The sequence below is a fragment of the Actinorhabdospora filicis genome (genome assembly GCF_030269765.1).
GTDB classification, from domain to species: Bacteria; Actinomycetota; Actinomycetes; order Mycobacteriales; family Micromonosporaceae; genus Actinorhabdospora; species Actinorhabdospora filicis.
In genome coordinates, this window is the sequence record NZ_BSTX01000001.1 from 498,390 (window position 1) to 520,330 (window position 21,941).

Sequence of the window (21,941 nt, forward strand, 5' to 3'; positions counted from 1 at the left end):
GGGGACCCCCACCCGGTACCCGGCGTCACATGCTGGTCACGGCACCTCGACGGGCTCGCGGGACGGCGCGGCGGGCTCGGCCTCGCTCACGCCGTAGCGGGCGTAGAGGCCGCGCAGGAACCGCGGCGACCACCAGTTCGCGCGGCCCAGGACGCGCATCGTGGCGGGGACGAGGAGGCCGCGCACGAGTGTCGCGTCGACGAGGATCGCCACGATCATGCCGATGCCGATCATCTTGATGAACACGATCCCGCCGGAGGCGAATCCGGCGACGACGACGATGAGCAGGAGCGCGGCGGAGGTGATGATCCCGCCGGTGCGGCGCAGCCCGGTGACCACGGCGGTGGTGTTGTCCTTGCCGGCGTCCCATTCCTCGCGGACGCGCGACAGCAGGAACACCTCGTAGTCGGTGGACAGCCCGAACAGCAGGACCAGCATCAGCAGCAGGTTGGTGGGTTCGAGCCCGCTGAGGGGTGTGAAGCCGAGCAGGTCCGCCAGGTGCCCGTCCTGGAAGATCCACACGATCACCCCGAAGGACGCGCCGATCGACACCACGTTCATCAGGACGGCCTTGATCGGCAGCAGCACCGAGCCGAAGGCCAGGAACAGCAGGATGAGGGTGACCCCGGCGACGAGCAGCGCCATCCATGGCAGCCGGTCGGTGAGGCCGGTGAGCTGGTCCTCCAGGATCGCCGTCTGCCCGGTGACGTGCACCGACGGGCCGAGGTCGCGGATGTCGCGGACGATCGCCCGCGCGTCCCCGCTCTCGGGGTCGATGGCGAAGTGGACGCCCAGGAGGGCGGCCTTCCCGTCGGCGGGGACCTTGACGGACACCGCGTCGACGTTGGTCACGTCGTCGATGCGCTGCGCCATGGCCTGCACGGCCGCGGCGTCGCCCTCGACGAGGACGTCCAGCTTCGCCAGTCCGGCGCCGGGGAAGTCCTCGCGCATCTTCTCGGTGACGACGCGGCTCTCCGACCCGGGCGGCAGGACGCGCTCGTCGACGCCGCCGAAGTTGGCGTGCAGGAACGGGCTGGCGACCAGGGCCAGCAGCGCCAGGACGCCGATGATGAACAGCGCGGGACGCTTCATGACGCCCTGCCCGACGCGGCCCCAGAAGCGGCTCTCGCTGGGCCCGGTGGCCACGCGGCGGAACGGGATGCGCCAGGAGTCCACCTTCGGGCCCAGGACGCTCAGCAGCGCCGGGAGGACCGTCAGGGAGCCCAGCATCGCGACCGCGACGGCGGAGATGCCGCCGTAGGCCATCGCCTTCAGGAAGGGCAGCGGGAACAGCAGCAGCCCCGCCAGCGACAGCATGATGATGACGGCCGAGACCGTCACCGTCCGCCCGGCGGTGGCCATCGTGCGCGAGACGGCGGTCTCGCGGTCGTGGCCGGCGTGCAGCTCCTCGCGGAAGCGGTTGACCACGAACAGCGCGTAGTCGATGGCCAGACCCAGGCCGATGATGGTGATGATGTTGATCGCGAACACCGACACGTCGGTGACGTAGGTCAGCAGCCGCGTGACGGTGAACGCGCCGAGGATCGCCAGGACGCCCACCATCAGCGGCGTGAGCGCGGCGATGACGCTGCCGAAGATGACGACCAGGAGCAGCAGGAGGATCGGCATCGAGACCGTCTCGGCCTTGACGATGTCGTCCTGCGTCTGCGTGTTCACGTCGGAGAAGATCGCGGCGGGGCCGCCCAGCTCGGTGGTGAGGCCGGGCGCGTTCAGGAGGTCCCGCACGTCCTTGAACTGCTTGGACCGCGCGCCCTCGTCGTCACCGGCGAGCCGGATCAGCGCGTAGGTCGAGTGCCGGTCCTCCGCGATGAAGTTCTCCGCGACCTGCGGCGGCAGGCCCGGGGTGTAGAGCGACTTCACGTCGGCGATCTCGGTGCGCGAGGCGAGTCCCGCGAGCGTGGACTCCACCGCCCGCTTGAAGGCCTCGTCGTCCACGGTCTTGTCCGGGGACGAGTAGAGGGCGACCACGTCGGTGGCCTGGCGCCCGTAGGTGTCGGCGATGCGCTCGGCGGCCTGCGAGCTGGGGCTGTCGGGATCGTAGAACCCGCCGTCGGAGACGGCCCCGAAGACGCCGGTCCCCCACAGCGCCCCGATCACGGCGACGAGCACGCCGACGCCGAGCACGGCCCAGCGCGCCCGGGCGACCACCCGTCCCCACCATGCGAACATTTTCGAACCGTCCTCCCGGGACAGGGTCGCGCCGTCGCCAAGCCCACAGTTGATCGACTGGCGACGCGCGAGCCACTAAGCTTGAACAGCACTCACTAGCGTGAACACCGTTCACTATCAGCAATGCCGTTCGCGTTTGTCAACGCGCAAAGCGGGCGAATCGAGAAGGAGAAGCGTGGAGCCGGTCACACCCAAACCGCCCACCCGCCGTGAGCGCGTCCACGCCGCGACACTCGCCGAGATCAAGGCCGTCGCGCGCCGCCAGCTCACCGCAGGCGGCCCCGACGCGATCTCACTGCGCGCCATCGCGCGCGAGATGGGCATGGGCGCGCCCGCGCTGTACCGGTACTTCCCGAGCCTCGACGCCCTGATGACGGCCCTCAACGTCGACCTCTACGACGAGCTCCGCGAGTACATGCAGGCCGCCTGCGACACCCACGCGCCCACCGACTACGTCGGCCGCCTGCTCACCGCGGCCCGCGCCTTCCGCACCTGGGCGGTCGGCCACCGCGCGGAGTTCACCCTCATGTTCGCCAGCGTCTCCCCCGGCGCCGCCGACCACTCGCTCCCCCACGACGTCGAGCCCTTCGCCTCCCACCTGCGCTTCTCGACGGTCTTCGGGCGCCTCTTCCGCGCCCTGTACGTCCAGGACGACACCGAACGCGGCTTCCCCCTCCCCACCCCCCAGATCCCCCCGCTCTCCCCCGCCCTGCGCGACGAGCTGCTCACCTGCTCCCGCCACATCGGCGCCGACGTCCCGGTGGAGTTCGCGTTCCTGTTCCTGAGCTACTGGATCCGCCTCTACGGCCTGGTGGCCATGGAGGTCTACGGGCAGCTCCCGATCATCCACAGCTCCACCGAGCTCTTCGACGCGCTCCTGATCGAGATGGCCTCGCAGCTGACCGTCGACATCGGCTCGTGGCTGGGCCCCGACGGCGAGGGCGACGGCGGCGGCGCCGCGCGGACCGGCGCCGAGGACGCCGCGGGCTCCGAGAGCGCGGGTGACGCCGGCGGCGCCGCCGCGCCGCACGCCGCCCCGTAACGCGCGGCGCGGAGCCGCCCCGTCCCACCCACGGCGCCCCGCAACGCACCGCGCCGCGCAGCCCCGCGACACGGCGCGGCCCCGCAGCCCCCTCCCCCCAAAAATGCCGCCCGCACCGGCGGCGCGGCGCCCGCGCCGAAGCACCCCGCACCCCGCGCCGTGTGCCGCCCCACCCCGCCCCGCACCCGCGCCGTACGGCGCCGCGCCAAGTCGCGGCGCCCACCCGCCGAGCCCGCTCCGTCGCCCGCCCGGAGCGGCCCCGTCCGCCCCGCACGGCGCGGCGCCGAGCCGCCTCGCGCCACCCGCTGCCCCGCCCCGTCCCACTCGCCACGGCCCGCGCCGTGCACCGGCCACGCCGCCCCGTACCAGCCACGACGCCGCCCCGCACGGCCCCGCACCGAGCCACGGCGCGGCACCGCCGCGCCGCGCACCGCCCCCGCGGCGCCGCGCCGTCTAAGCCAGGAAGTCGACCTCCGGGTACCGCCCCGCCCCCAGCGCCGCGCGGTACACCGGCCACGCCAGCGCCAGGTCCTGCCACGGCAACCCCACCGGCGCGTAGACGGTCACGTCGATCGGCGTGACCCGCCCCGCGCGGTCGCCGCGCAGCACCTGCCCGATCGTCGCCGCCGCGGCGCCCGCCCCGAGCCCGGCGTTGCCGAGCGCGCCGGTCGCCACCGCCAGGCCGAGGTCGTCCACGAACGTCCGCCCCGCCGTGAGCGCGTCGGCGGTCAGCTCCGACTTGCCCGGCTCGTCGGCCCCGAGCGCCGTGACGTGCATGCCGGGCCGCAGGTCGTCGGCGTCGAGGAACGGCTCGCGCGACCACGTCGCGGTGATCACCACCGACGCCAGCGTCGCGGCCTTGGCGGGCGTGTCGGCGACCTCCACGGGCACGCCGAGCAGCGTCTCGTGCTCCAGCGCGAACGCCATCGCGCGCGAGCGGTCCACGTCGCACACCGTCAGCCGCGTCAGCGTCCGCAACCGGCTCAGCCCCTGCAGCACGACACGCGCCTGCGCGCCCGCCCCGATCACCGCCACGGAGCCCGCCCCCGGCGCGGCGAGGACGTCCGTAGCGAGCGCCGCGGCGAGTCCCGTGCGCCACGCGGTGACGGCGGCGGAGTCCAGCAGCGCCAGCAGCGCGCCGTCGGCGAGGTCGTGCAGGCACACGACGCCGCGCAGCGCCGGCGCGGCGGCGGGGAACTTCGCGTTGACCTTGACGGTGTACGCCGGGACGCCCGCGACGAGGCCCGGGAGCTGCGCCACGGCGGTCCCCGGCCCCGGCAGGTCGGTCCGTGCGCGCAGTGGCGGCACCGGCGACTCGGCGACGAAGCCCTCGCGCAGCGCGTGCAGCACCGCGCCGGGATCCAGCAGCGACGACACGGCCGAACGGTTCAGCAGTACGGTCATGGCGCCACCCTCACCCGGGCCGCCGCGCCGCGCAACCGCCAGGGACGGCCTCGTGAATCCGGGAACCTACTCGCCGCGCCGCTCGGCCCGGATGTCGTTGCCGACGCTGGTGATGCAGCGGCCGGTCGCCAGGTTCCACTTCCACCCGTGCATCTGGCACGTCAGGACACCGTCCTCGATCTTCCCGAAGCGGGTGAGGTCGGCCTTCAGGTGCGGGCAGCGCCGCTGCACCGTCCAGCCGTCGAGGGCGATGTCCTCGCCGCCCTCATCGCGCTCGCTGAACCAGCCCTCGGCGTAGTTGAGGCGCTCCTCGGAGAGGCACTTGAAGAACGTGTAGACGAACTCGTTGTACTGGCCGATCCGGCGCGCGGAGAAGCGGCAGGACAGGAACAGCGAGTTGACCCAGTCGATCTCGTCGATGTGCAGCAGGTGCTCGATGAGGCGACGCTCGGTCTTGAAGCGGTAGCGGACCTTCTCGCCCGCGTCGTGCCGGACCTCACCCGTCGGGAAGTCGAACACGATCCGCTCCACGACCTCCTCGGAGTCGGGCGCGGTGAGGTCGAAGCGGACCGGCCCGTTGATCCCGGCGGACATGATCTCCGCCTCGGCCATCAGCGGCTCGATCCGGGTCTTCAGCTCGGCCAGGAGGTCGATCTCCGGGTGCTCCCACGACTTCTTCGCGGCCTCGATGACCGGACGCTGCCGCTCGCGGTACTCGACGAGGTGCTGCTCCTTGTTCGCGAAGAACTCGCGGACGTCGGGCACCGGGTGCTCGGAGACGCAGGTGTCCTCCGTGACGGTCGACACCGTCCCGGGCAGCAGGATGACGCCGTTGTCGCGGCCGTTCTCGGCGAGGTAGTCGAGGTAGACCTGCTGGTCGGGGAAGATGTTCCCCTCGTCGCCGTGGATGTCGTTGAACTGCCACAGCGCGTCGTCGAGGAAGCACGGCGGTCCCGCGATCGGGAAGATCCAGCTCGCCTTCGCGTCGTCGATGTAGCGCAGCGAGCGGTCCATCTGCCGGTCGCGCTTCTGCTTGCCGAAGGCGCGCTTGGCGGCGTCCGGCAGCTCGTAGACCATCGGGTACCAGATCGCGCCGGAGAACTGCAGCAGGTGCGCGTGGATGTGCCCGAGCTTGGTGAACTCGGACAGGTCGGTCGGACGGGCGTCGTTCTGGTTGAGCAGGCGCACGCCGTCGGCGTCCTCGATCCACAGCGACGAGTCGCCGATCGGGCCGTCCGTGGGCGAGGTGAGCGCCTGGATCATGACCTTCACGCCGCCGTCGAGCTCGGTGATCTCGCCGCTGACGGTGCGGATGAAGTTCCGGAAGCCCAGCTCGCGCAGCTCGTCCTCAAGCTCGGAGGTCGGGTACTCCGGCAGCAGCACCGTGGTCTTCTTCGAGATCTTCTCGCGAAGGTGCTGCTCGTCGAAGTGGTCGCGGTGCAGGTGCGAGACGTAGAGGTAGTCGCACTGGCCGAGCCGGTCCCAGTCGAGCCGCGAGTTGTCCGGGAACGGGAACCACGAGGCGAAGTAAGCCGGGTTCACCCAGGGGTCGGTGAGGATGCTCCCCGCCGCCGTCTCGATGAACATGCTCGCGTGTCCGGTACCGGTGATGCGCACGAGAGGTTCGGTCCCTTCGTAGATCTAAGGTCACTACCCGGGCAATGACGCTACACGGACCACCCTCCGCGCCCTCCGGTGGTCATGGGAAACTGAGGGCTGAACCGCATCACGATCAACTACCTCGACGGAAGGTGTCGCGCAGTGGCAGGCGGCAACGAACCGGTGACGTCACCGGACCAGCACAAGCCCACCAACCGGAAGCTCGCCTACACCGGTGGCATCATCTCCATCGTGGTCCTGCTGCTCTACACGATCGGCAACCACGAGGGACGCGTCGAGGACCTGTGGCTCGTGGGCAGCGCCCTCGTCATCGCCCTGATGATCGCCGGTGACTGGCTCCTTCGCAAGAACGGCCTGAAGGACTAGCTCCCGGCAACACCAGGGCGCCGGCAGCGCCCGATCCGCCCAGCGGCGGACGAGCACCACATACCCGCCCCGCGCACCCTCCCGCGCGGGGCGTCACTCTGTCCGGAACCCGGAGCGACCACCGCGCCGCACAGCGCCGTCACCCTGCGGCGCGCGCCGAACCACGTGGCCCCGTCACCCCCACGGCGCCGCGCCGTCAACCCGCGCCGTCGCCCCGTCCCAATGCCCCGCGAGCCGCGCCGTCAACCCGCGCCGCGTCGCGCACCACCTGCGAAAACACTCTCCCCGGACGGCGCGGCCCCGCGCCGTTCCAACGGCGCCCCGAAGCCCCCGACGGCGCCGCTCCGGCACTCTGCCGGCGCCGCGACGCAGCCCCCTCACGAGGCGGCCCCGTCTCCCCGCTCCCCCGGTCCCGGGACGCGGCGGAGGCCGCCACCTAGCGGTAGCGGCCTCCATCAGGACGTCCGTACGGGTCTAACCTCATCAGCCCACGGCGCGCGAACGTGTCCCGGATCTCCCGGAGCGCCGCGTCGACCTCGGCCTCGAAGTACCCGCCCTGCACCAGGCTGAACTGCGACGTGTCGAGCTCCGCGTCGGACAGCGGCACCGCGGCGCGCCCCGTCATCGTCGCCGACACCGCGTCGAACAGCCGGTCGACCTGCGAGGGGTCGTAGCCGCTGCCGAAACGGCGCGGCTGGAACGAACGCCGGATCGAGTCCAGGCGCGCGATGTCGTCCGTCGTGAACGGCGAGTCGGGCGCGCGCATCTCGGTCGTCATCTCCGGACGGCCGTGACGCCCCGGCTCCGGGAAGGCACCCCGGTCGCGCCCATAGGGCGACTCCGGCGGCTCGCCGTACGGCGCACGCCCCGGCGGCGGCCCCGAGGGACGCGGCGGCGCGGGCGGCGTCATCGGCGGGACGGCCGGCTGGATCTGCGTCGCGTCGGCGAGGCCCGGCGCCGCGAAGCGGTCGCTCGGCGACGCGGGGCGGCGCTCGTCGCGGGGCGGCACGCCGCCGTACGCGGGCTCACGGGGCGGCGCCGTGGGCGGCGGCGCGAAGCGGTCCTCGGCGGGCGGACCGTAGCGGTCGGCGGCCGACGGCGGCGCGGCGCGGTCGATCGGCGGGGGGCCGTAGCGGTCGTCCGGCGCGCCCCCGAAGCGCGGCGGCTCCGGCGCCGCCGGAGGCGGCCCGAAACGGTCGTCGGGGCGGTCGAAGCGGTTGGCGGGCGGCGGCGCGAAGCGGTCCTCCGCGGCGGCGGACGGCGCGGCCTGCGGCGCGGGAGCGGGCGGCGGCGGTCCGTCGCCGGCCAGCTCGCTCAGCCCGCTGTAGAGGCCGCCGCTGCGGCGCCCCGTCGTGGGGCGCGCGTCGAAGTCATCGCGGGGCGCGAGGTGGCCGAAGCCCTCATCGTCGCCACCGGCCAGGTGCCCGAAGCCCTCGGGGTCCGGCGCCGAGGGCGCCGACGGAGGAGCGGCGGGCGGCGGGGGCGGCGGCGCCGCGAAGCGGTCCCGCCCGGCGGGCGCGGCGCCGCGCGGCTCGGGCGGACGGCCGCGAGGGTCGTGCATGTCGCGGTCGCGCGGGTCGTGCATCTCGCGAGGGTCATGGATCTCACGCGGGTCGTGCATGTCCCGGGGATCGTGCATCTCACGCGGATCGTGCATGTCCCGGTCGCGGGGGTCGTGCATGTCGCGCGGGTGCCGCATGTCGCGGGGGTCCGGCTGGCGGTCGCGCGGGTCCATGCCGCCCATACGCGCGTCGACGCCGCGGGGGTCCATGCCGCGCGGGTCGCGCGCGTCGCGGGGGTCGTGCAGCTCACGCGGGTCGCGGTCGCGCGGATCGTGCATCTCGCGGACGCCGCGGTGCTCGTGGACGTCGCGGGGGTCACGCGGGTCGTGCGTGTCCCGCGCACCGCCACGCGCGCCGCGCCCTTCGAAGTCCGGCGCGGGGGCGCGTCCGAGGACGCCGCGCTCCTCCAGCTCCGAGAGCTGCCGCGCGACGCGGTCGAGGTAGACGTCGACCTGCCACTCGTCGTACCCGCCGAAGCGCACGCGGAAGACGACGTCGTCGACTTCCTGCGAAGCCACAGGTGGACCGATCGGCTGGCCCTCCAGAGTGGCTTCAACGCGGTCGAGGAAGGCGTCCACCTCGTCCACCTTGTAGCCACGGCGCAGGGCCCTGCGCCGGAACCGTTCACCCTGACTCGTCACTCGGCCACCTCCGCCTGCATGCGCGCATCCGCCGTCCCTTGGGAGGCGGCGAGCTGCCCGCACGCACCATCGATCTCACGTCCACGCGTGTCGCGCACTGTGGTCGCCACGCCCGCGGCGCGCAGCCGTCGGACGAACTCCCTCTCTACCGCCTTCGGGCTCGCATCCCAGCGACTCCCCGGGGTCGGGTTGAGCGGGATGAGATTAACGTGCACGAGTTTCCCGGCCAGCAACCGGCCGAGAAGATCGGCCCGCCACGGCTGATCGTTCACGTCTCGTATCATCGCGTATTCAATCGACACCCGTCGCCCTGTGCGGCTTGCATACTCCCACGCCGCGTCAAGCACCTCGTCAACCTTCCAGCGGTTGTTCACCGGGACCAGCTCGTCCCGCAGCTCATCGTCCGGCGCGTGCAGCGACAAGGCGAGCGTTACCGAAAGCTCCTCGGCGGTCAAGCGCCGAATGGCCGGAACCAGACCCACCGTCGAGACGGTGATGTGCCGCTGGGATAGGCCGAGGCCGTCCGGCGCGGGGTCGGTCAGGCGGCGCAGCGCGCGGAGCACCCGGTCGTAGTTGGCCAGCGGCTCGCCCATGCCCATGAACACCACGTGCGACAGCCGTCCCAGCCCCGTCTCGCGCGACGTGCGCGCCGCGGAGACGACCTGGTCGACGATCTCGGCCGTCGACAGGTTCCGGGTGAGCCCGGCCTGCCCCGTCGCGCAGAACGGGCACGCCATGCCGCAGCCCGCTTGTGAGGAAACGCACACGGTCGTCCGGTCGGTGTAGCCCATGAGGACGCTCTCGACGAGCGAGCCGTCGTGCAGACGCCACACCGTCTTGCGCGTCTGCCCGTCGTCGCAGGCGACCTCCGTGACGGGGGTCAGCAACGCGGGGAGCAGCTCCGCGCCGAGACGCTCCCGCGCCGCGGCCGGGAGGTCGCTCATCTGCGCGACGTCCGACAGCTGACGCCCGAAGTAGTGGTTCGACAGCTGGGCGGCGCGGAAGGCCGGCTGCCCGGCCTCGGCCACGGCCTCCTTGCGGGCGGCCATGTCGAGGTCGGCGAGGTGGCGGGGCGGCGCGGTGCGGCGGCGCGGTTTCAGGGTTAGCGGCGTGGTCGTCATATCATCAGCCAGTCTCCCACGTCCGCCCGCCTTCGTACGCACCAGCGGGCGGACGTCACGCGGGCGGAGCCAAGGCTGTCAGCAACACCACGGCCGTCGGGGCCGCCAGGAGGATCGAGTCCAGGCGGTCCATGAGCCCCCCGTGACCGGGGATGAGGCCGCTCATGTCCTTGACGCCGAGGTCGCGCTTGATCATGGATTCGGTGAGGTCACCGAGCGTCGCGACGATCGTGATGGCGAGGCCGAACAGCGCGCCCTTCCACCAGTCGACGTCGAACGCGAAGTAGAGCATCAGTGCGCCGCCGACGGCGCAGGCGACCACGGAGCCGCCCATGCCCTCCCACGACTTCTTCGGGCTCACCTTCGGCGCCATCGGGTGCTTGCCGAACAGGACACCGGCCACGTAACCGCCCGTGTCGCTGAGGACGACGAGGGCGAGCGTGACGATGATCCGCAGAGCCCCGTCCTCGGGCACCGCCAGCAGCACCGCGAAGCCCGCGAGGAACGGCACCCACACCGCGGCGAGCACCGACGCGAGCATGTCGCCCAGGTAGTTCGCCGGTCCGTCCGCCAGGCGCCACGCCATGACGACCACGATGGTGAGTCCGAGGCCGAGGACGAGGCTCTCCGCACCGCCGAACCACGCCATCGCCGACATGCCCGCGCCGCCCGCGACGAGCGGGATCAACGGGACCTTGTGGCGCGTGCCGATGGCCCGGACGAGCTCCCAGAGGCCGACGCCGACGGCGATGGCGACCAGGACCACGAACGCGGGCCGGTAGACGAGCAGCGACGCGAGGACGACGGCGCCGAGGCCGCAGCCGACCGCGATCGCCATGGGCAGGTTCCGCCCCGCGCGCCCCGGCGAGGCGGCGGGCGGCGGCGCTGCGTCGTCGGACGGCGCGGCGCCGTCCGTGCGGAGCGCGTAGCGGTCGGCGTCATCCGCGGCGTAATCGTCGCCGTCGCGCGGCGCGTAGCGCTCCGCGTCGTAGGGCGGGTACGGGTCGGTGTCGCGCGGCGCGTACCCGTCGCCGTCGTACGGCCCGTACCGGTCCGCGTCGCGCCGCGGGTACCCATCGGCATCGCGCGGCGCGTAGCGGTCGGCGTCGTTCGGTCCGTACGGGTCGGCGTCGTGCCGCGCACCGGCCGGGCCCGGGTACCGCTCCGCGTCGCGCGGAGCGTACGGGTCGGTCTCACGCGACGCGTAGGGGTCGCCGTCGTAGTACGGGGCGCCCTCGGGCTCAGCCCCGTGATGCCGCCTCCGACGAGGCGCGTGGCCGTCACCGGAGGCGGACAGGTCCTGTTGGCCCATCAGACTTCGAGAAGCTCGGTCTCTTTGTGCTGCACCATCTCGTCGATGAGCTTCACGAAGCGCGCGGTGAGGTCGTCCAGCTCCTTCTCGGCGCGGCGGCCGTCGTCCTCACCCGTCTCGCCGTCGCGGACGAGGCGGTCGAGCTCGTCCTTGCCCTTCCGGCGGATGTTGCGGATGGTGACCTTGGACTCCTCGCCCTTGTGGCGCGCGACCTTGGTCATCTCGCGGCGCCGCTCCTCCGTCATCTGCGGAAGGTTGAGGCGGAGCTGGCTGCCCTCGTTGTTGGGGTTGACACCAAGGTCGGAGTCGCGCAGCGCGCGCTCCATCGCGGCAGTCTGCGAGGCGTCGTACGGCTTGATGATGACCATGCGCGGCTCCGGCACACCGATGGACGCCATCTGGGGCAGCGGCGTGGGGGTGCCGTAGTAGTCGATCATGATCTTGCTGAACATGGCGGCGCTCGCGCGTCCGGTGCGGATCGCGCCGAACTCCTCCTTGGCGTGCTCGATCGCCTTCTCCATCTTCTCCTCGGCTTCGAGGAGCGTCTCTTCAATCACCGTGGTGTCGCCTCTCCTTGGAGTGCCTTCTCGCGGGCGTTCGGGCCGTTCTGGTCTGTGGTGGGCGTCAGCCCTCGGAGGTGATGAGCGTTCCGATCCTCTCACCACTCAGGGCCCGCGCGATGGTGTCCTCCCCTTCGGCGCCGAAGACGACCATCGGAAGGTTATTTTCCTTGCAGAGGCTGAAGGCCGCCGCGTCGGCCACCTGGATGTCGCGGCGCAGCGCCTCTTCGAAGGTGAGCTTCTCCAGGCGCGTGGCGGACGGGTCGGTGCGCGGGTCGGCGGTGTAGACGGCGTCGACGCCGTTCTTGCTCATGAGCACCGCGTCGGCCTTGATCTCCAGCGCGCGCTGCGCCGAGACGGTGTCGGTGGAGAAGTAGGGCATCCCGGCGCCGGCGCCGAAGATGACGACGCGGCCCTTCTCAAGGTGCCGGATGGCGCGGCGGGGAATGTAGGCCTCGGCGACCTGCGCCATGGTGATGGCGGTCTGGACGCGCGTGTCGACGCCGCGCTTCTCAAGGAAGTCCTGCAGCGCGAGGCAGTTCATGACGGTGCCGAGCATGCCCATGTAATCGGCGCGCGCACGCTCCATGCCGCGCGCCTGAAGCTCGGCGCCCCGGAAGAAGTTCCCGCCGCCCATGACGACGGCGATCTGCGCTCCACCCGCGCTGGCCTTGGCGATCTGGCCGGCGATACCGGCGACCACGTCGGGGTCGACGCCGACGGCACCGCCGCCGAACACCTCTCCGGACAGCTTCAGAACGACCCGGCGGTAGCGGGGAACGGCGTTGTCAGTCATGTGGTGACCTCCTCCTGGACGGCGGTGTGCCGGTATGCGAACGTGGAGGCCGCGGTGGGTGTGCTTCCACCGGCGACCTCCACGTTTCAGGCTGTTTTCTCGGCGCTCGCTTCGCTTGCCGGGCCTCAGGCCTGGCCGACCTCGAAGCGGACGAAGCCCTTGACCGTGACGCCCTGGTCCTTGAGGACGGCCTCGACGGACTTCTTGGGCTCCTTCACGGAGGACTGCTCCAGCAGCACGAAGTCCTTGAAGAAGGAGTTCACGCGACCCTCGACGATCTTGGTGATCGCCTGCTCCGGCTTGCCCTCCTCGCGAGCGGTCTGCTCGGCGATGCGGCGCTCGTTCTCGACGTCCTCGGCCGGGACCTCGTCGCGGTGCGTCCACTTCGGGCGCATCGCGGCGACCTGCATGCCGGCGTCGCGCGCCGCGGAGCCGTCGCCGCCCTCGTAGGAGACGAGGACGCCGACCTGCGGCGGCAGGTCCTCGGCCTTGCGGTGCATGTAGACCGCGACGTCGCCCGCGACGACCGCGAAGCGGCTCAGGACGATCTTCTCGCCGATCTTGGCCGACTCCTCGGAGATGACGTCGGCGACCGGCTTGCCGTTCAGCTCGGAGCCGAGCAGCGCGTCGAGGTCGGCCGGCTTGGTGGCGGCGACGTGCTCGATGAGCGACTGCGCGAGCTCGATGAACGCGCCGTTCTTGGCGACGAAGTCGGTCTCACAGTTCAGTTCGAGCAGCGCGTTGCCGGACTGCGCGATGAGGCCGTTGGCGGCGGTGCGGCCCTGGCGCTTGCCGACGTCCTTGGCACCCTTGATCCGGAGGATCTCGACGGCCTTGTCGAAGTCGCCGTCGGCCTCGGCCAGGGCCTTCTTGACGTCGGTCATGCCCGAGCCGGTCATCTCGCGCAGCTTCTTGATGTCCTGGATGGTGAAGTTCGCCATGGTTGCTCTCCACTTGTCGCCTCCGGACGCCGTGGCGCGCGCCCGGGGAAAGTTCTCGGTCTGTGCCGCACGGATCCGCGCGTCGAAACGACGGCGCGGCGAAGCCCCGGGGCGCGCTACTGCGGCGCCGCGCCCCGGGGTGCGAACGTCAGGACTCGGTGGTCTCGGCCGCGGCCTCGGCGGGGGCAGCCTCAACGGCGGCCTCAGCGACGGCAGCGGGAGCCTCTTCGGTCTTGGTCTCGCCTTCGAGCAGCTCGCGCTCCCACTCGGCCAGCGGCTCGGCGGTCGCGGCGCCACCCTCGGGCTTCTCCTCGCCGCGCGCGGCGCCGGCGCGGGCGATGAGGCCCTCGGCGACGGCGTCGGCCAGGACGCGGGTGAGCAGCGCGGCGGAGCGGATCGCGTCGTCGTTACCCGGGATCGGGAAGTCGACCTCGTCCGGGTCGCAGTTGGTGTCGAGGATCGCGACGACCGGGATGCCCAGCTTGCGCGCCTCGTCGACCGCGATGTGCTCCTTTTTGGTGTCGACGACCCAGATCGCCGACGGGAGCTTGCCCATGTCACGGAGGCCGCCGAGGGTGCGGGAGAGCTTGTCCTTCTCACGCATGAGGGTCAGCAGCTCGCGCTTGGTGCGGCCCTGCGTCTCGCCGGACTGCTCAAGGGCCTCAAGCTCCTTGAGACGCTGGGTGCGCTTGTAGATCGTCTGGAAGTTGGTGAGCATCCCGCCGAGCCAGCGGTAGTTCACGTAGGGCATCCCGACGCGCACGGCCTGCTCGCTGATGGCCTCCTGCGCCTGCTTCTTGGTGCCGACGAACAGGATGTGGCCGCCCTCGGCGACGGTGTTCTTGATGAAGTCGTGCGCCTTGGCGATGTAGTCGAGCGTCTGGCGCAGGTCGATGATGTAGATGCCGTTGCGCTCGGTGAGGATGTAGCGCTTCATCTTCGGGTTCCAGCGACGCGTCTGGTGGCCGAAGTGCACGCCGCTTTCGAGCAGCTGGCGGAGGTTGACCGCTGGCATGAGCCGGGCCCTTTCGTCACGCACGGTCGTATACGGACCGACCGTGCTCCCTGGTTGTTCGATGACCTACGGCCATCGCCTGGTGCCCGGTCGGTGGCCGTAGGTGGACCCGTATGTGAGTACGAGACCAGGGAGGCCGCCGCCCGCGTCGCCGTTGACCGGAGCGAACGCGAGAAGGCACGCGAAGTCGGCCACATGGGTGACCGCCGGTTGCCAAGTGTACGGCACCTGCCCGGAAGCGGCCCCGGCCACCCGGCCCACCGGGCGAACGGGGCCGCCCCGACGTCACGCCGCGGCGAGCCCCGCCGCGACGACCAGCACGAGTCCGGTCACGAGGTACACGTAGGGCGGGCGCAGCAGCGCGCTCATCTCACGCCCACCGACGCGCGGACCGGCACCGAGCAGCGGCGACAGGCCCGCGCCGACGAGCGGGATGCCGATGACCAGCAGGACGCCCGCCACGACACCGCCCACAGAGAGGTTGTCCGCGAACAGCGAGCGCGCCAGCAGGACGAGCGCGGGGATGATCGCCACCGCCGACACGAGCGCCACGAGCAGCGCGAGCGCCGGGCGCTTCTTGCGGTAGACGCCTTCGACGACCTCGGCGGGCGGCACGGGCCGCCGGTTGACCGGCTCCGTGCGCCGGTCCTGCATGCGCGGCACGGAGGGGTACGCCTGCGTCGGCGGGTCGATGGGCGCCTGCCGCACCGTGGGCGGCGGCGCCATCTGCGGCATGGGCGGCCCCGCGAGCTGCTCCGTGGGGCCCGCCTGCAGCGGCGGCGACGCGTGCTGCGCCGCGCGGCGCGGCTCCTCGAAGGTGGGCGGGAACGGTCCGCGCTCGGGTGCGGGGCGGGTGTCGCCGCCCGCGAGCGCCGCGAGCTCGGGGTCCACGACCTGTGGTTCGGGCATCTGACGGGACCGCTGCTCGTGGTCGCCGCCGCCGAGCTGCCACTGCTCGGCCTGGGCGGGGTGGTTTTCCGCGTCGTGCCGCGACGCGGGCGGCTCGGGCCATTCGGAGGCGCGGCGTCCGGCCGTGTTCGGCTCCCAGAGCGAGCCCCCGTCAGAGGGTTGGTGGGGGTCGGGGTAGTTGCGCTGATGTTCGGCCACGGTCCGGGAGAGTAGGGCACCTCCGGCGGCGCACGCCAGTTCCGGATACGACATGTACGGATATCGCCCGTGATCTTTTCGACGATCTTCAGATGGGCGTGTATGTACATCGCAGACGGTTAGGAAGCGTGCACGCTCGAATCGATGGCGTATTTACGCCAAGTTATCCACAACTGACCAGTAATCCACAGGTTTTTCGGAGGTCACTTGACGTTCGCTTGACTTCCATCGCACTCTGCCCTAATGAGCAAATATCTCCTGATTTCGATCGTGTTCGTACTACTCGCACTACTCCTGTGGTCACTCCCGCCGCCCGCGCTCTCCCCCGCGTCCAAGTCGGCTCTGGGCGACAGACCGAGGCCTCCCGACCGCGAGGACCGCGTCTCCGGGAACTCGGATGAGCAGTCGCCCAATTCCGGGAAGCGTGCGCCCGGCGGCGAGCTCGTCACCGGTCTTACATGGCCCTTGCGGCGCCCGTTCCGGGTGGTCCGTGGCTTCGAGGTGCCGTCATCAGCGTGGGGCGCAGGACATCGCGGCGTCGATCTTTCGGCGGAGGAGGGGCGTGCCGTCCTCGCCGCCGCGGACGGCGTCATCAGGTACGCGGGACCGGTGGCGGGCAAGGGTGTGGTGAGCATCGACCACTCCGAACGCGTGCGGACGACGTACGAGTCGATCTCACCCGTCGTATACGCCGGTCAGAAGGTACGCCGGGGAGAGGTGATCGGGCACCTGCGGTCCGGGCACGGCCACTGCGCCGAGATCACCTGCCTCCACTGGGGGCTGCTCGTCGACGGCGTGTACGTCGACCCTTCGTCGGCGCTCGGGACAGGGCGCGTGCGCCTGCTGCCCCGTCCCGGTCGCCTCGTCCGGGTCTGTCGTTGCGGAGCCTCAGCCGAGCGAGTGAAGCAGCGCCGGAAGCCGGTCCGCGAGCGATTCGTACTGCGCCGACCGGTTGTGCACCTGCGCAGCGATGCGCATCGTCCCCTGGCCGCCGAAGGCGTTGACGGTGAGCTCCACACCGAGCTGGCGCCGGACCGCGTCCTCGATGACGGCGGCCTTCTCGTCGGTGTCCCCGACGCCGGGAGGGAGCATCACCAGTCGCATGGCGAGGTCGGACAGACCGGGGTCCGGGACCTCGACGTTCAGGGCCTTGGCGAGAACGGACTGTCCATAGTGGGCGAGTCGGCGGTTGTGGTCGCTGACCCGCTCGAAGCCGAGGTCGTGGAGAAGCTCGACGCCGAACGGGCTGGCGAGCCAGTTGGTGTAGTCGTCGGTGCCGTTGTACTCGACGGCGACGGGGTATCCACTCTCGTGCTGCCAGGAGGCGACAAGGGGGCGGATACGGTCCTTCCACTCGGGAGCGACGGTGAGGAGAGCCGTCCCCCGGGGAGCGAAGGCCCACTTGTGCAGGTTCCCGACCCAGAAGTCGGCGCCAAGGGCGGTCACGTCGGCCGGGATGTGGCCGGGAACGTGGGCGGCGTCCACCAGGAGCGGAACTCCACGCGAGCGCAGCTCCCGCGCCAGCCGCTCGATCGGGAACAGGCGCGCGGTCGCGGAGGTGATGTGGTCGACGATCGCGAGCCTGGTGCGGTCGGTGACCTGCCCGAGCACCGCTTCGACGACTTCGTCATCTGTCGGGGTTAGGGGGATCTCGGCGATCTTGCGGACGACTCCCGTTCGGGCGACGTGGGCATCGACGTTGTAGCCGATCGCCCCGTAGCCGTGATCGGTGGTGATGACCTCGTCGCCGGCGGCCAGGTCGAGCGAGTTGAGGACGACCGCCGCGCCGGTGGTCATGTTGGTGACGAAGGCGGTGAGCTCGGGGTCGGCGCCGACGAGTCCGGCGACGGCGTGCCGGGCGGCGGTGACACGTTCGACGCGCGCCTTGAAGAAACCACGCGGGTCGCGCTCTAGCTCATCGGTGATGAGGCGCCTGCGCTGGCGGACGGGCACGGGCACCGAGCCGACGGAGCCGTGGTTGAGATTGGCGATCGCGGGATCGTGGTCGAAGAGGACTGCGCCGCCGGGCACGGGCTCGGGAACGGAGGGGTGGGACATCTGACTCCAGACGCGCGGTGATCAGGCCCGCGGGTGTGCCTGGGTGAAAGCCTCCCGCAGACGTTCGGCCGACACATGGGTGTAGATCTGTGTCGTACCGATCGTGGCATGCCCGAGCAGCTCCTGCACCGACCGGAGATCAGCACCACCTTCGATCATGTGCGTCGCCGCGCTGTGCCGCATACCGTGCGGCGTCGTGTGTGCCAGGCCCGCCGACAGTGCCGCGCCGCGCACGATGCGGCGCACCACCGTCGGATGAAGCCGCCCGCCCCGCACGCCGAGGAGCAACGCGCGGTCGTCGGCGTCGGTGACCAGCTCCGGGCGTCCGTGCGCGAGGTACTCGTCCAGCGCGTCCTGCGCCGGGACGCCGTAAGGCACCATCCGTTCCTTGTCACCCTTGCCGATGACGCGCAGCAATCGGCGCGACGCGTCGATGTCGGCGACGTCGAGGCCGCACAGCTCCGAGACGCGGATGCCCGACGCGTAGAGCAGCTCCAGGACGACGCGGTCGCGCAGGCCGATCGGCGATGCGTCGATCGTGGCCACCTCGACCAGCTCCGTCGCCTGCGCCGCGCGCAGCACCGTGGGGACCTTACGGTTGACACGGGGCACGCCGAGGCGCATGCCGGGGTTCTCCTCGGCGATCTCCGTGCGCTGCGCCCACGCGGTGAACGTCCGCGCGGCGGCGGCGCGCCGCGCGACGGTGGCGCGTGCGACGCCCGCGGCGCGGAGCTCGCCGAGCCAGCCGCGGAGCAGGTCCAGGTCGAGGTCGCCCACTGTGTGCGCGCCCTGGCGGCGCGCGTAGTCGAGCAGAGACGTGACGTCGCCGGTATAGGCGCGGACGGTGTGCTCGGAGCGTCGGCGCACGTCGGAGAGGTGCGCGGCGAACCCTGCCACCGCCTCCCGCATCTCCGCGGACAGGCTCTCATGGGCTTTCTGCAGATCGGAACGTCGCACTGGACTCACGGGATCGACCTTCGTCCGCCGACACCGCTTCTGTCAAGTTGTCGCGCCGAGCACACGAGTTATCCACAACCGACCAGTTATCCACAGGTCCGGGAGGTTACGACTGGAATATCCCTTGCGGAGCGCTCAAGCTGTACCGACATGTCCGGCTCTGATTCGGAGGAATCATGTCAACCCAGCGTGAGAAGAACCGCCTCGGCCGCTTCGGCGAGGAAATCGCCGCACGCCACCTCGGCGAGGACGGCATGACCGTCCTGGACCGCAACTGGCGCTGCCGCCACGGCGAGCTCGACCTGATCGCCCGCGAGAAGCGCGGCACAGTCGTGTTCTGCGAGGTCAAGACACGCCGCACGGAGCGCCAGGGCACGCCGTTCGAAGCGGTGGACGAGGCGAAGGCGCGGCGCATTCGGAGACTCGCCGCGGAGTGGCTGAAGGAGCATCCGGGCAGTGGTGAGCGGCTCAGGTTCGACGTGATCGGCGTCGTCGTCCCGGCCGACGGTCCGGTGCAGCTGCGGCACCGCCGGGAGGTGCTGTGATGGGTTACGCGAAGATCCACGCCGTCGGCCTCATCGGCCTCGTCGGTCACAACGTCACGGTGGAGGCCCACATCGATCGTGGGCAGCCTCGTGTCGTGCTGTCGGGGCTGCCCGACACGGTGCTCGGTCAAGCGCGTGACCGGGTCCGCTCGGCGGTGGTGAACTCCGGGTTCCAGTGGCCGGACCAGCGCATCGCTATCAACCTGCTCCCGGCCGCGCTCCCGAAGCACGGGTCGAGCTTCGACATCGCGATCGCGTTGGCGCTGCTCGTCGCCAGCCGCCAGGTCCCGGTCGAGTTGTGCGAGGGGCTGGTCCCGATCGGCGAGCTCGGCCTGGACGGGCAGCTGCGCCCGGTGCGGGGTGTTCTCCCGGCGCTGATGGCGGCGCGGGAGACGAGCGCGGTGACGGCGGTCGTCCCGCCGGAGAACCTCCGGGAGGCCAGCCATGTCGAGGGCATCAGGGTTCGCGGCGCGAGGTCGCTGCGTGCGCTGGTCGACGGCCTCGCCGGGGGCGGCGGGGACCTGCTGGAGGTGCCGCCGTCGCTGGACGACCCGCTCGATTTCGAGCCCGACATCGCCGATGTGGTCGGGCAGGATTCGGCGAAGCGCGCGCTGGAGATCGCGGCGGCGGGTGGTCACAACATGTTCCTCGTAGGGCCGCCGGGGGTCGGTAAGACGATGCTCGCGGAGCGGCTCCCGCCGATCCTGCCGCGCTTGAACGACGAGGAGGCCCGCGACGTCACGGCGATCCATTCGATCGCCGGGGCGCTGCGGGACGACGAGGGGCTGGTGCGGCGCGCGCCGTTCCAGGCGCCGCACCATTCGGCGTCGATGGCGGCGCTGGTCGGCGGTGGGCTCGGCATCGCGCGTCCGGGGGCGCTTTCGCTGGCGCATCGCGGGGTGCTGTTCCTGGACGAGGTCCCGGAGTTCCGGCGGGACGTCCTGGACGCCCTGCGGCAGCCGCTGGAGTGCGGCGAGATCAGCATCAACCGCTCGATGGGCGTCGTCCGGTACCCGGCGCGGGTGCAGCTGCTCCTCGCGGCGAATCCGTGTCCCTGCGCCGCGGCGCAGGCGATGGACTGCGAGTGCGCGCCAGCCGCGCGCAGCCGCTACCTCGGGAAGCTCTCAGGGCCGTTGCTGGACCGGATCGACATCCACTTGACGCTGGAGCCGGTGTCCCGCGCGGCGCTGCTGGACGAGCCGGACGGTGTCGAGCACTCCGAGGCCGTCGCGGGGCGCGTGCTCACGGCGCGCCGCGCCGCGGCGGCGCGGTGGGACGGCGCGGGGTTCGGCGCCGTCTCGAACGCGGAGGTGTCGGGGACGCGGCTGAGCCGCCATCCGTGGCGACTGCCGCGCGCGGTCACCGGTGTCGCCGACTGGATGCTCGACTCCGGGCGGATCACGGCGCGCGGCTATCACCGCATCCTGCGGATCGCCTGGTCCATCTGCGACCTCGCCGGGCGGGAACGCCCCGACAAGGACGACCTCGCCGAGGCCACCGGCCTGCGGCTCGGGAACAACCTCTGAAAGGGGGAGACATGTCTGAATCCGATCGCCTGATCCGTGTCCTCTTCGCGTCTCTCTTCCCCAGCGGCCTGATGCCGGCCAACGAGCTGCTGGACGCGGTCGAGCCCGGTGACCTGCTCGGCAGGCTCCGCGAGGGGCGGTTGCCGCCGCAGCTCCAGGCGGTGGCGAACAACCGCCTGGCGGGACGCGACCCGTTCGGCCTCGGCAAGGCCGTGCTGGACGCGACGCACGCCCTCGGCGCGCGCGTGATCATCCCCGGCGACGATGAGTGGCACGAGCGCCTCGGGGACCTCGCGGCCTCGGCGGAGAGCAGCGGCGACGAGGGCGTCCCGTTCTGCCTCTGGGCGCGCGGACCCGCGCACTTGAGAGACACGCTGGAGCGCTCCGTCGCGATCGTGGGGTCCCGCGCCGCGAGCCAGTACGGGATCGGCATCGCCCGGCGGTTCGCGCTCGGTCTCGCCGAGCGCGGCTGGGGCGTGGTGTCCGGCGGCGCGGACGGCATCGACGCCGCGGCGCATCGGGGCGCGCTGCTCGGCGAGGACGGCGCCGCGACGATCGCGGTCCTCGCCACCGGCATCGACCTGTACTACCCGCTGCGGAACAGCAGGCTCTTCGACGAGATCGCGGAGCGGGGGCTGCTCGTCACGGAGCTGCCGCCGGGGTCGGTGCCGCAGAAGTACCGGTTCCTCGTCCGGAACCGGCTGATCGCCGCCGCGACGCTCGGCACCGTCGTCGTGGAGGCGGCGCTGCGCAGCGGGGCGCGCAACACGGCGCGGCGCGCGGTGGAGCTGGACCGGCCGCTGATGATCGTGCCGTCGAGCATCGATTCGCGATACAGCACGGGGGTCCATCAGCTCGCCCGTGAGCCCGGGGGTGCGCGCATCGTGACCCGGCCCGAGGAGATCATCGAGGACGTCGGGCGGCTCGGCGACGACCTCGCCGAGCCGCTCCGCGCCGCCGACGGGGCGCGGGACCGGCTCAGCCCGATCGCGGCGCGGGTCCTGGACGCGGTGCCGCGCCGCGCGGGCGCGCTGCCCGATCAGATCGCGGCGCAGTCCGGGCTGGACGCCCGCGACGTCATGCGGTCGCTGCCGGAGCTGCTGATGGCCGGACTCGTCGACGAGGCGGGCGGGAGGTGGCGGATGCGCGCCGACTTAGCCGCAACGGGGCGGGCGCGC

The 21,941-nt window shown here is 71.8% G+C and carries 16 protein-coding genes and 3 pseudogenes; 6 read left to right on the forward strand and 13 right to left on the reverse strand.

Going from position 1 to position 21,941, the window contains the following annotated elements:
* Positions 1 to 36: 36 nt before the first annotated feature.
* On the reverse strand, positions 37 to 2,190 hold the full coding sequence (locus QSK10_RS02265) for an MMPL family transporter (RefSeq protein ID WP_285660882.1): 2,154 nt from the start codon (positions 2,188 to 2,190) through the stop codon (positions 37 to 39).
* 175 nt (positions 2,191 to 2,365) lie between these two features.
* Here QSK10_RS02265 and QSK10_RS02270 point away from each other — a divergent pair, with 175 nt between their 5' ends.
* Positions 2,366 to 3,232: a TetR/AcrR family transcriptional regulator gene (locus QSK10_RS02270; protein ID WP_285660883.1), complete on the forward strand. Its 867-nt coding sequence runs from the start codon at positions 2,366 to 2,368 to the stop codon at positions 3,230 to 3,232.
* Between the two features lie 453 nt (positions 3,233 to 3,685).
* Here the strand turns inward: QSK10_RS02270 and QSK10_RS02275 are convergent, their stop codons facing one another.
* Complete coding sequence (locus QSK10_RS02275) at positions 3,686 to 4,636, reverse strand: ornithine cyclodeaminase family protein (protein WP_285660884.1); 951 nt, start codon at positions 4,634 to 4,636, stop codon at positions 3,686 to 3,688.
* A gap of 66 nt (positions 4,637 to 4,702) precedes the next feature.
* Positions 4,703 to 6,253, reverse strand: a complete 1,551-nt coding sequence (locus QSK10_RS02280; protein WP_285660885.1) for a Rieske 2Fe-2S domain-containing protein — start codon at positions 6,251 to 6,253, stop codon at positions 4,703 to 4,705.
* A gap of 144 nt (positions 6,254 to 6,397) precedes the next feature.
* Here QSK10_RS02280 and QSK10_RS02285 point away from each other — a divergent pair, with 144 nt between their 5' ends.
* Positions 6,398 to 6,622 carry a DUF2631 domain-containing protein gene (locus QSK10_RS02285; RefSeq protein WP_285660886.1) on the forward strand — a complete coding sequence of 75 codons (225 nt, stop codon included), beginning with the start codon at positions 6,398 to 6,400 and terminating at the stop codon, positions 6,620 to 6,622.
* Between the two features lie 1,930 nt (positions 6,623 to 8,552).
* Here QSK10_RS02285 and QSK10_RS34225 read toward each other — a convergent pair.
* The 8 genes and pseudogenes from QSK10_RS34225 to QSK10_RS02325 all read right to left on the reverse strand — a co-directional run.
* Positions 8,553 to 8,825 (reverse strand): annotated as a pseudogene (locus QSK10_RS34225) (DivIVA domain-containing protein); the annotation flags it as partial.
* Positions 8,822 to 9,946 (reverse strand): dual-specificity RNA methyltransferase RlmN, encoded by a 1,125-nt coding sequence (rlmN, locus tag QSK10_RS02295; protein ID WP_285660888.1) that lies wholly within the window; start codon positions 9,944 to 9,946, stop codon positions 8,822 to 8,824. The gene rlmN and the pseudogene QSK10_RS34225, both read right to left, overlap by 4 nt.
* 55 nt (positions 9,947 to 10,001) lie before the next feature.
* On the reverse strand, positions 10,002 to 11,258 hold the full coding sequence (locus QSK10_RS02300; RefSeq protein ID WP_285660889.1) for a phosphatidate cytidylyltransferase: 1,257 nt from the start codon (positions 11,256 to 11,258) through the stop codon (positions 10,002 to 10,004).
* A complete protein-coding gene (gene frr / locus QSK10_RS02305) occupies positions 11,258 to 11,815 on the reverse strand; it encodes a ribosome recycling factor (protein WP_285660890.1) in 558 nt (185 codons plus the stop codon). Before frr ends, QSK10_RS02300 begins: the two co-directional genes overlap by 1 nt.
* Positions 11,816 to 11,882: 67 nt before the next feature.
* Positions 11,883 to 12,614: a UMP kinase gene (gene pyrH / locus QSK10_RS02310; protein WP_285660891.1), complete on the reverse strand. Its 732-nt coding sequence runs from the start codon at positions 12,612 to 12,614 to the stop codon at positions 11,883 to 11,885.
* A 125-nt stretch (positions 12,615 to 12,739) separates the two neighbouring features.
* A complete protein-coding gene (tsf, locus tag QSK10_RS02315; RefSeq protein WP_285660892.1) occupies positions 12,740 to 13,555 on the reverse strand; it encodes a translation elongation factor Ts in 816 nt (271 codons plus the stop codon).
* A 148-nt stretch (positions 13,556 to 13,703) separates the two neighbouring features.
* Positions 13,704 to 14,570 (reverse strand): 30S ribosomal protein S2, encoded by an 867-nt coding sequence (rpsB, locus tag QSK10_RS02320; RefSeq protein WP_285660893.1) that lies wholly within the window; start codon positions 14,568 to 14,570, stop codon positions 13,704 to 13,706.
* Between the two features lie 285 nt (positions 14,571 to 14,855).
* Complete coding sequence (locus tag QSK10_RS02325) at positions 14,856 to 15,677, reverse strand: hypothetical protein (RefSeq protein ID WP_285660894.1); 822 nt, start codon at positions 15,675 to 15,677, stop codon at positions 14,856 to 14,858.
* 243 nt (positions 15,678 to 15,920) lie between these two features.
* Between QSK10_RS02325 and QSK10_RS34230 the strand changes: the two are divergent.
* Positions 15,921 to 16,475: pseudogene (locus tag QSK10_RS34230) on the forward strand (M23 family metallopeptidase); the annotation flags it as partial.
* 90 nt (positions 16,476 to 16,565) lie between these two features.
* Here the strand turns inward: QSK10_RS34230 and QSK10_RS02330 are convergent.
* Complete coding sequence (locus QSK10_RS02330) at positions 16,566 to 17,735, reverse strand: aminotransferase class V-fold PLP-dependent enzyme (protein WP_285660895.1); 1,170 nt, start codon at positions 17,733 to 17,735, stop codon at positions 16,566 to 16,568.
* Positions 17,736 to 17,756: 21 nt separating this feature from the next.
* Positions 17,757 to 18,692, reverse strand: coding sequence for a tyrosine recombinase XerC (locus QSK10_RS02335; RefSeq protein ID WP_285660896.1), 936 nt, complete (start codon positions 18,690 to 18,692; stop codon positions 17,757 to 17,759).
* A gap of 176 nt (positions 18,693 to 18,868) precedes the next feature.
* On the opposite strand from QSK10_RS02335, the gene QSK10_RS02340 reads away from it, so the two are divergent.
* The 3 genes and pseudogenes from QSK10_RS02340 to QSK10_RS02350 all read left to right on the forward strand — a co-directional run.
* Entirely contained in the window at positions 18,869 to 19,237 is a 369-nt protein-coding gene (locus QSK10_RS02340) for a YraN family protein (RefSeq protein WP_285660897.1), read from the forward strand.
* Positions 19,237 to 20,763 carry a YifB family Mg chelatase-like AAA ATPase gene (locus QSK10_RS02345; protein WP_285660898.1) on the forward strand — a complete coding sequence of 509 codons (1,527 nt, stop codon included), beginning with the start codon at positions 19,237 to 19,239 and terminating at the stop codon, positions 20,761 to 20,763. The genes QSK10_RS02340 and QSK10_RS02345 overlap by 1 nt, the downstream gene beginning before the upstream one ends.
* Positions 20,764 to 20,834: 71 nt before the next feature.
* Positions 20,835 to 21,668, forward strand: a pseudogene (locus QSK10_RS02350) (DNA-processing protein DprA); the annotation flags it as partial.
* Positions 21,669 to 21,941 lie beyond the last annotated feature (273 nt).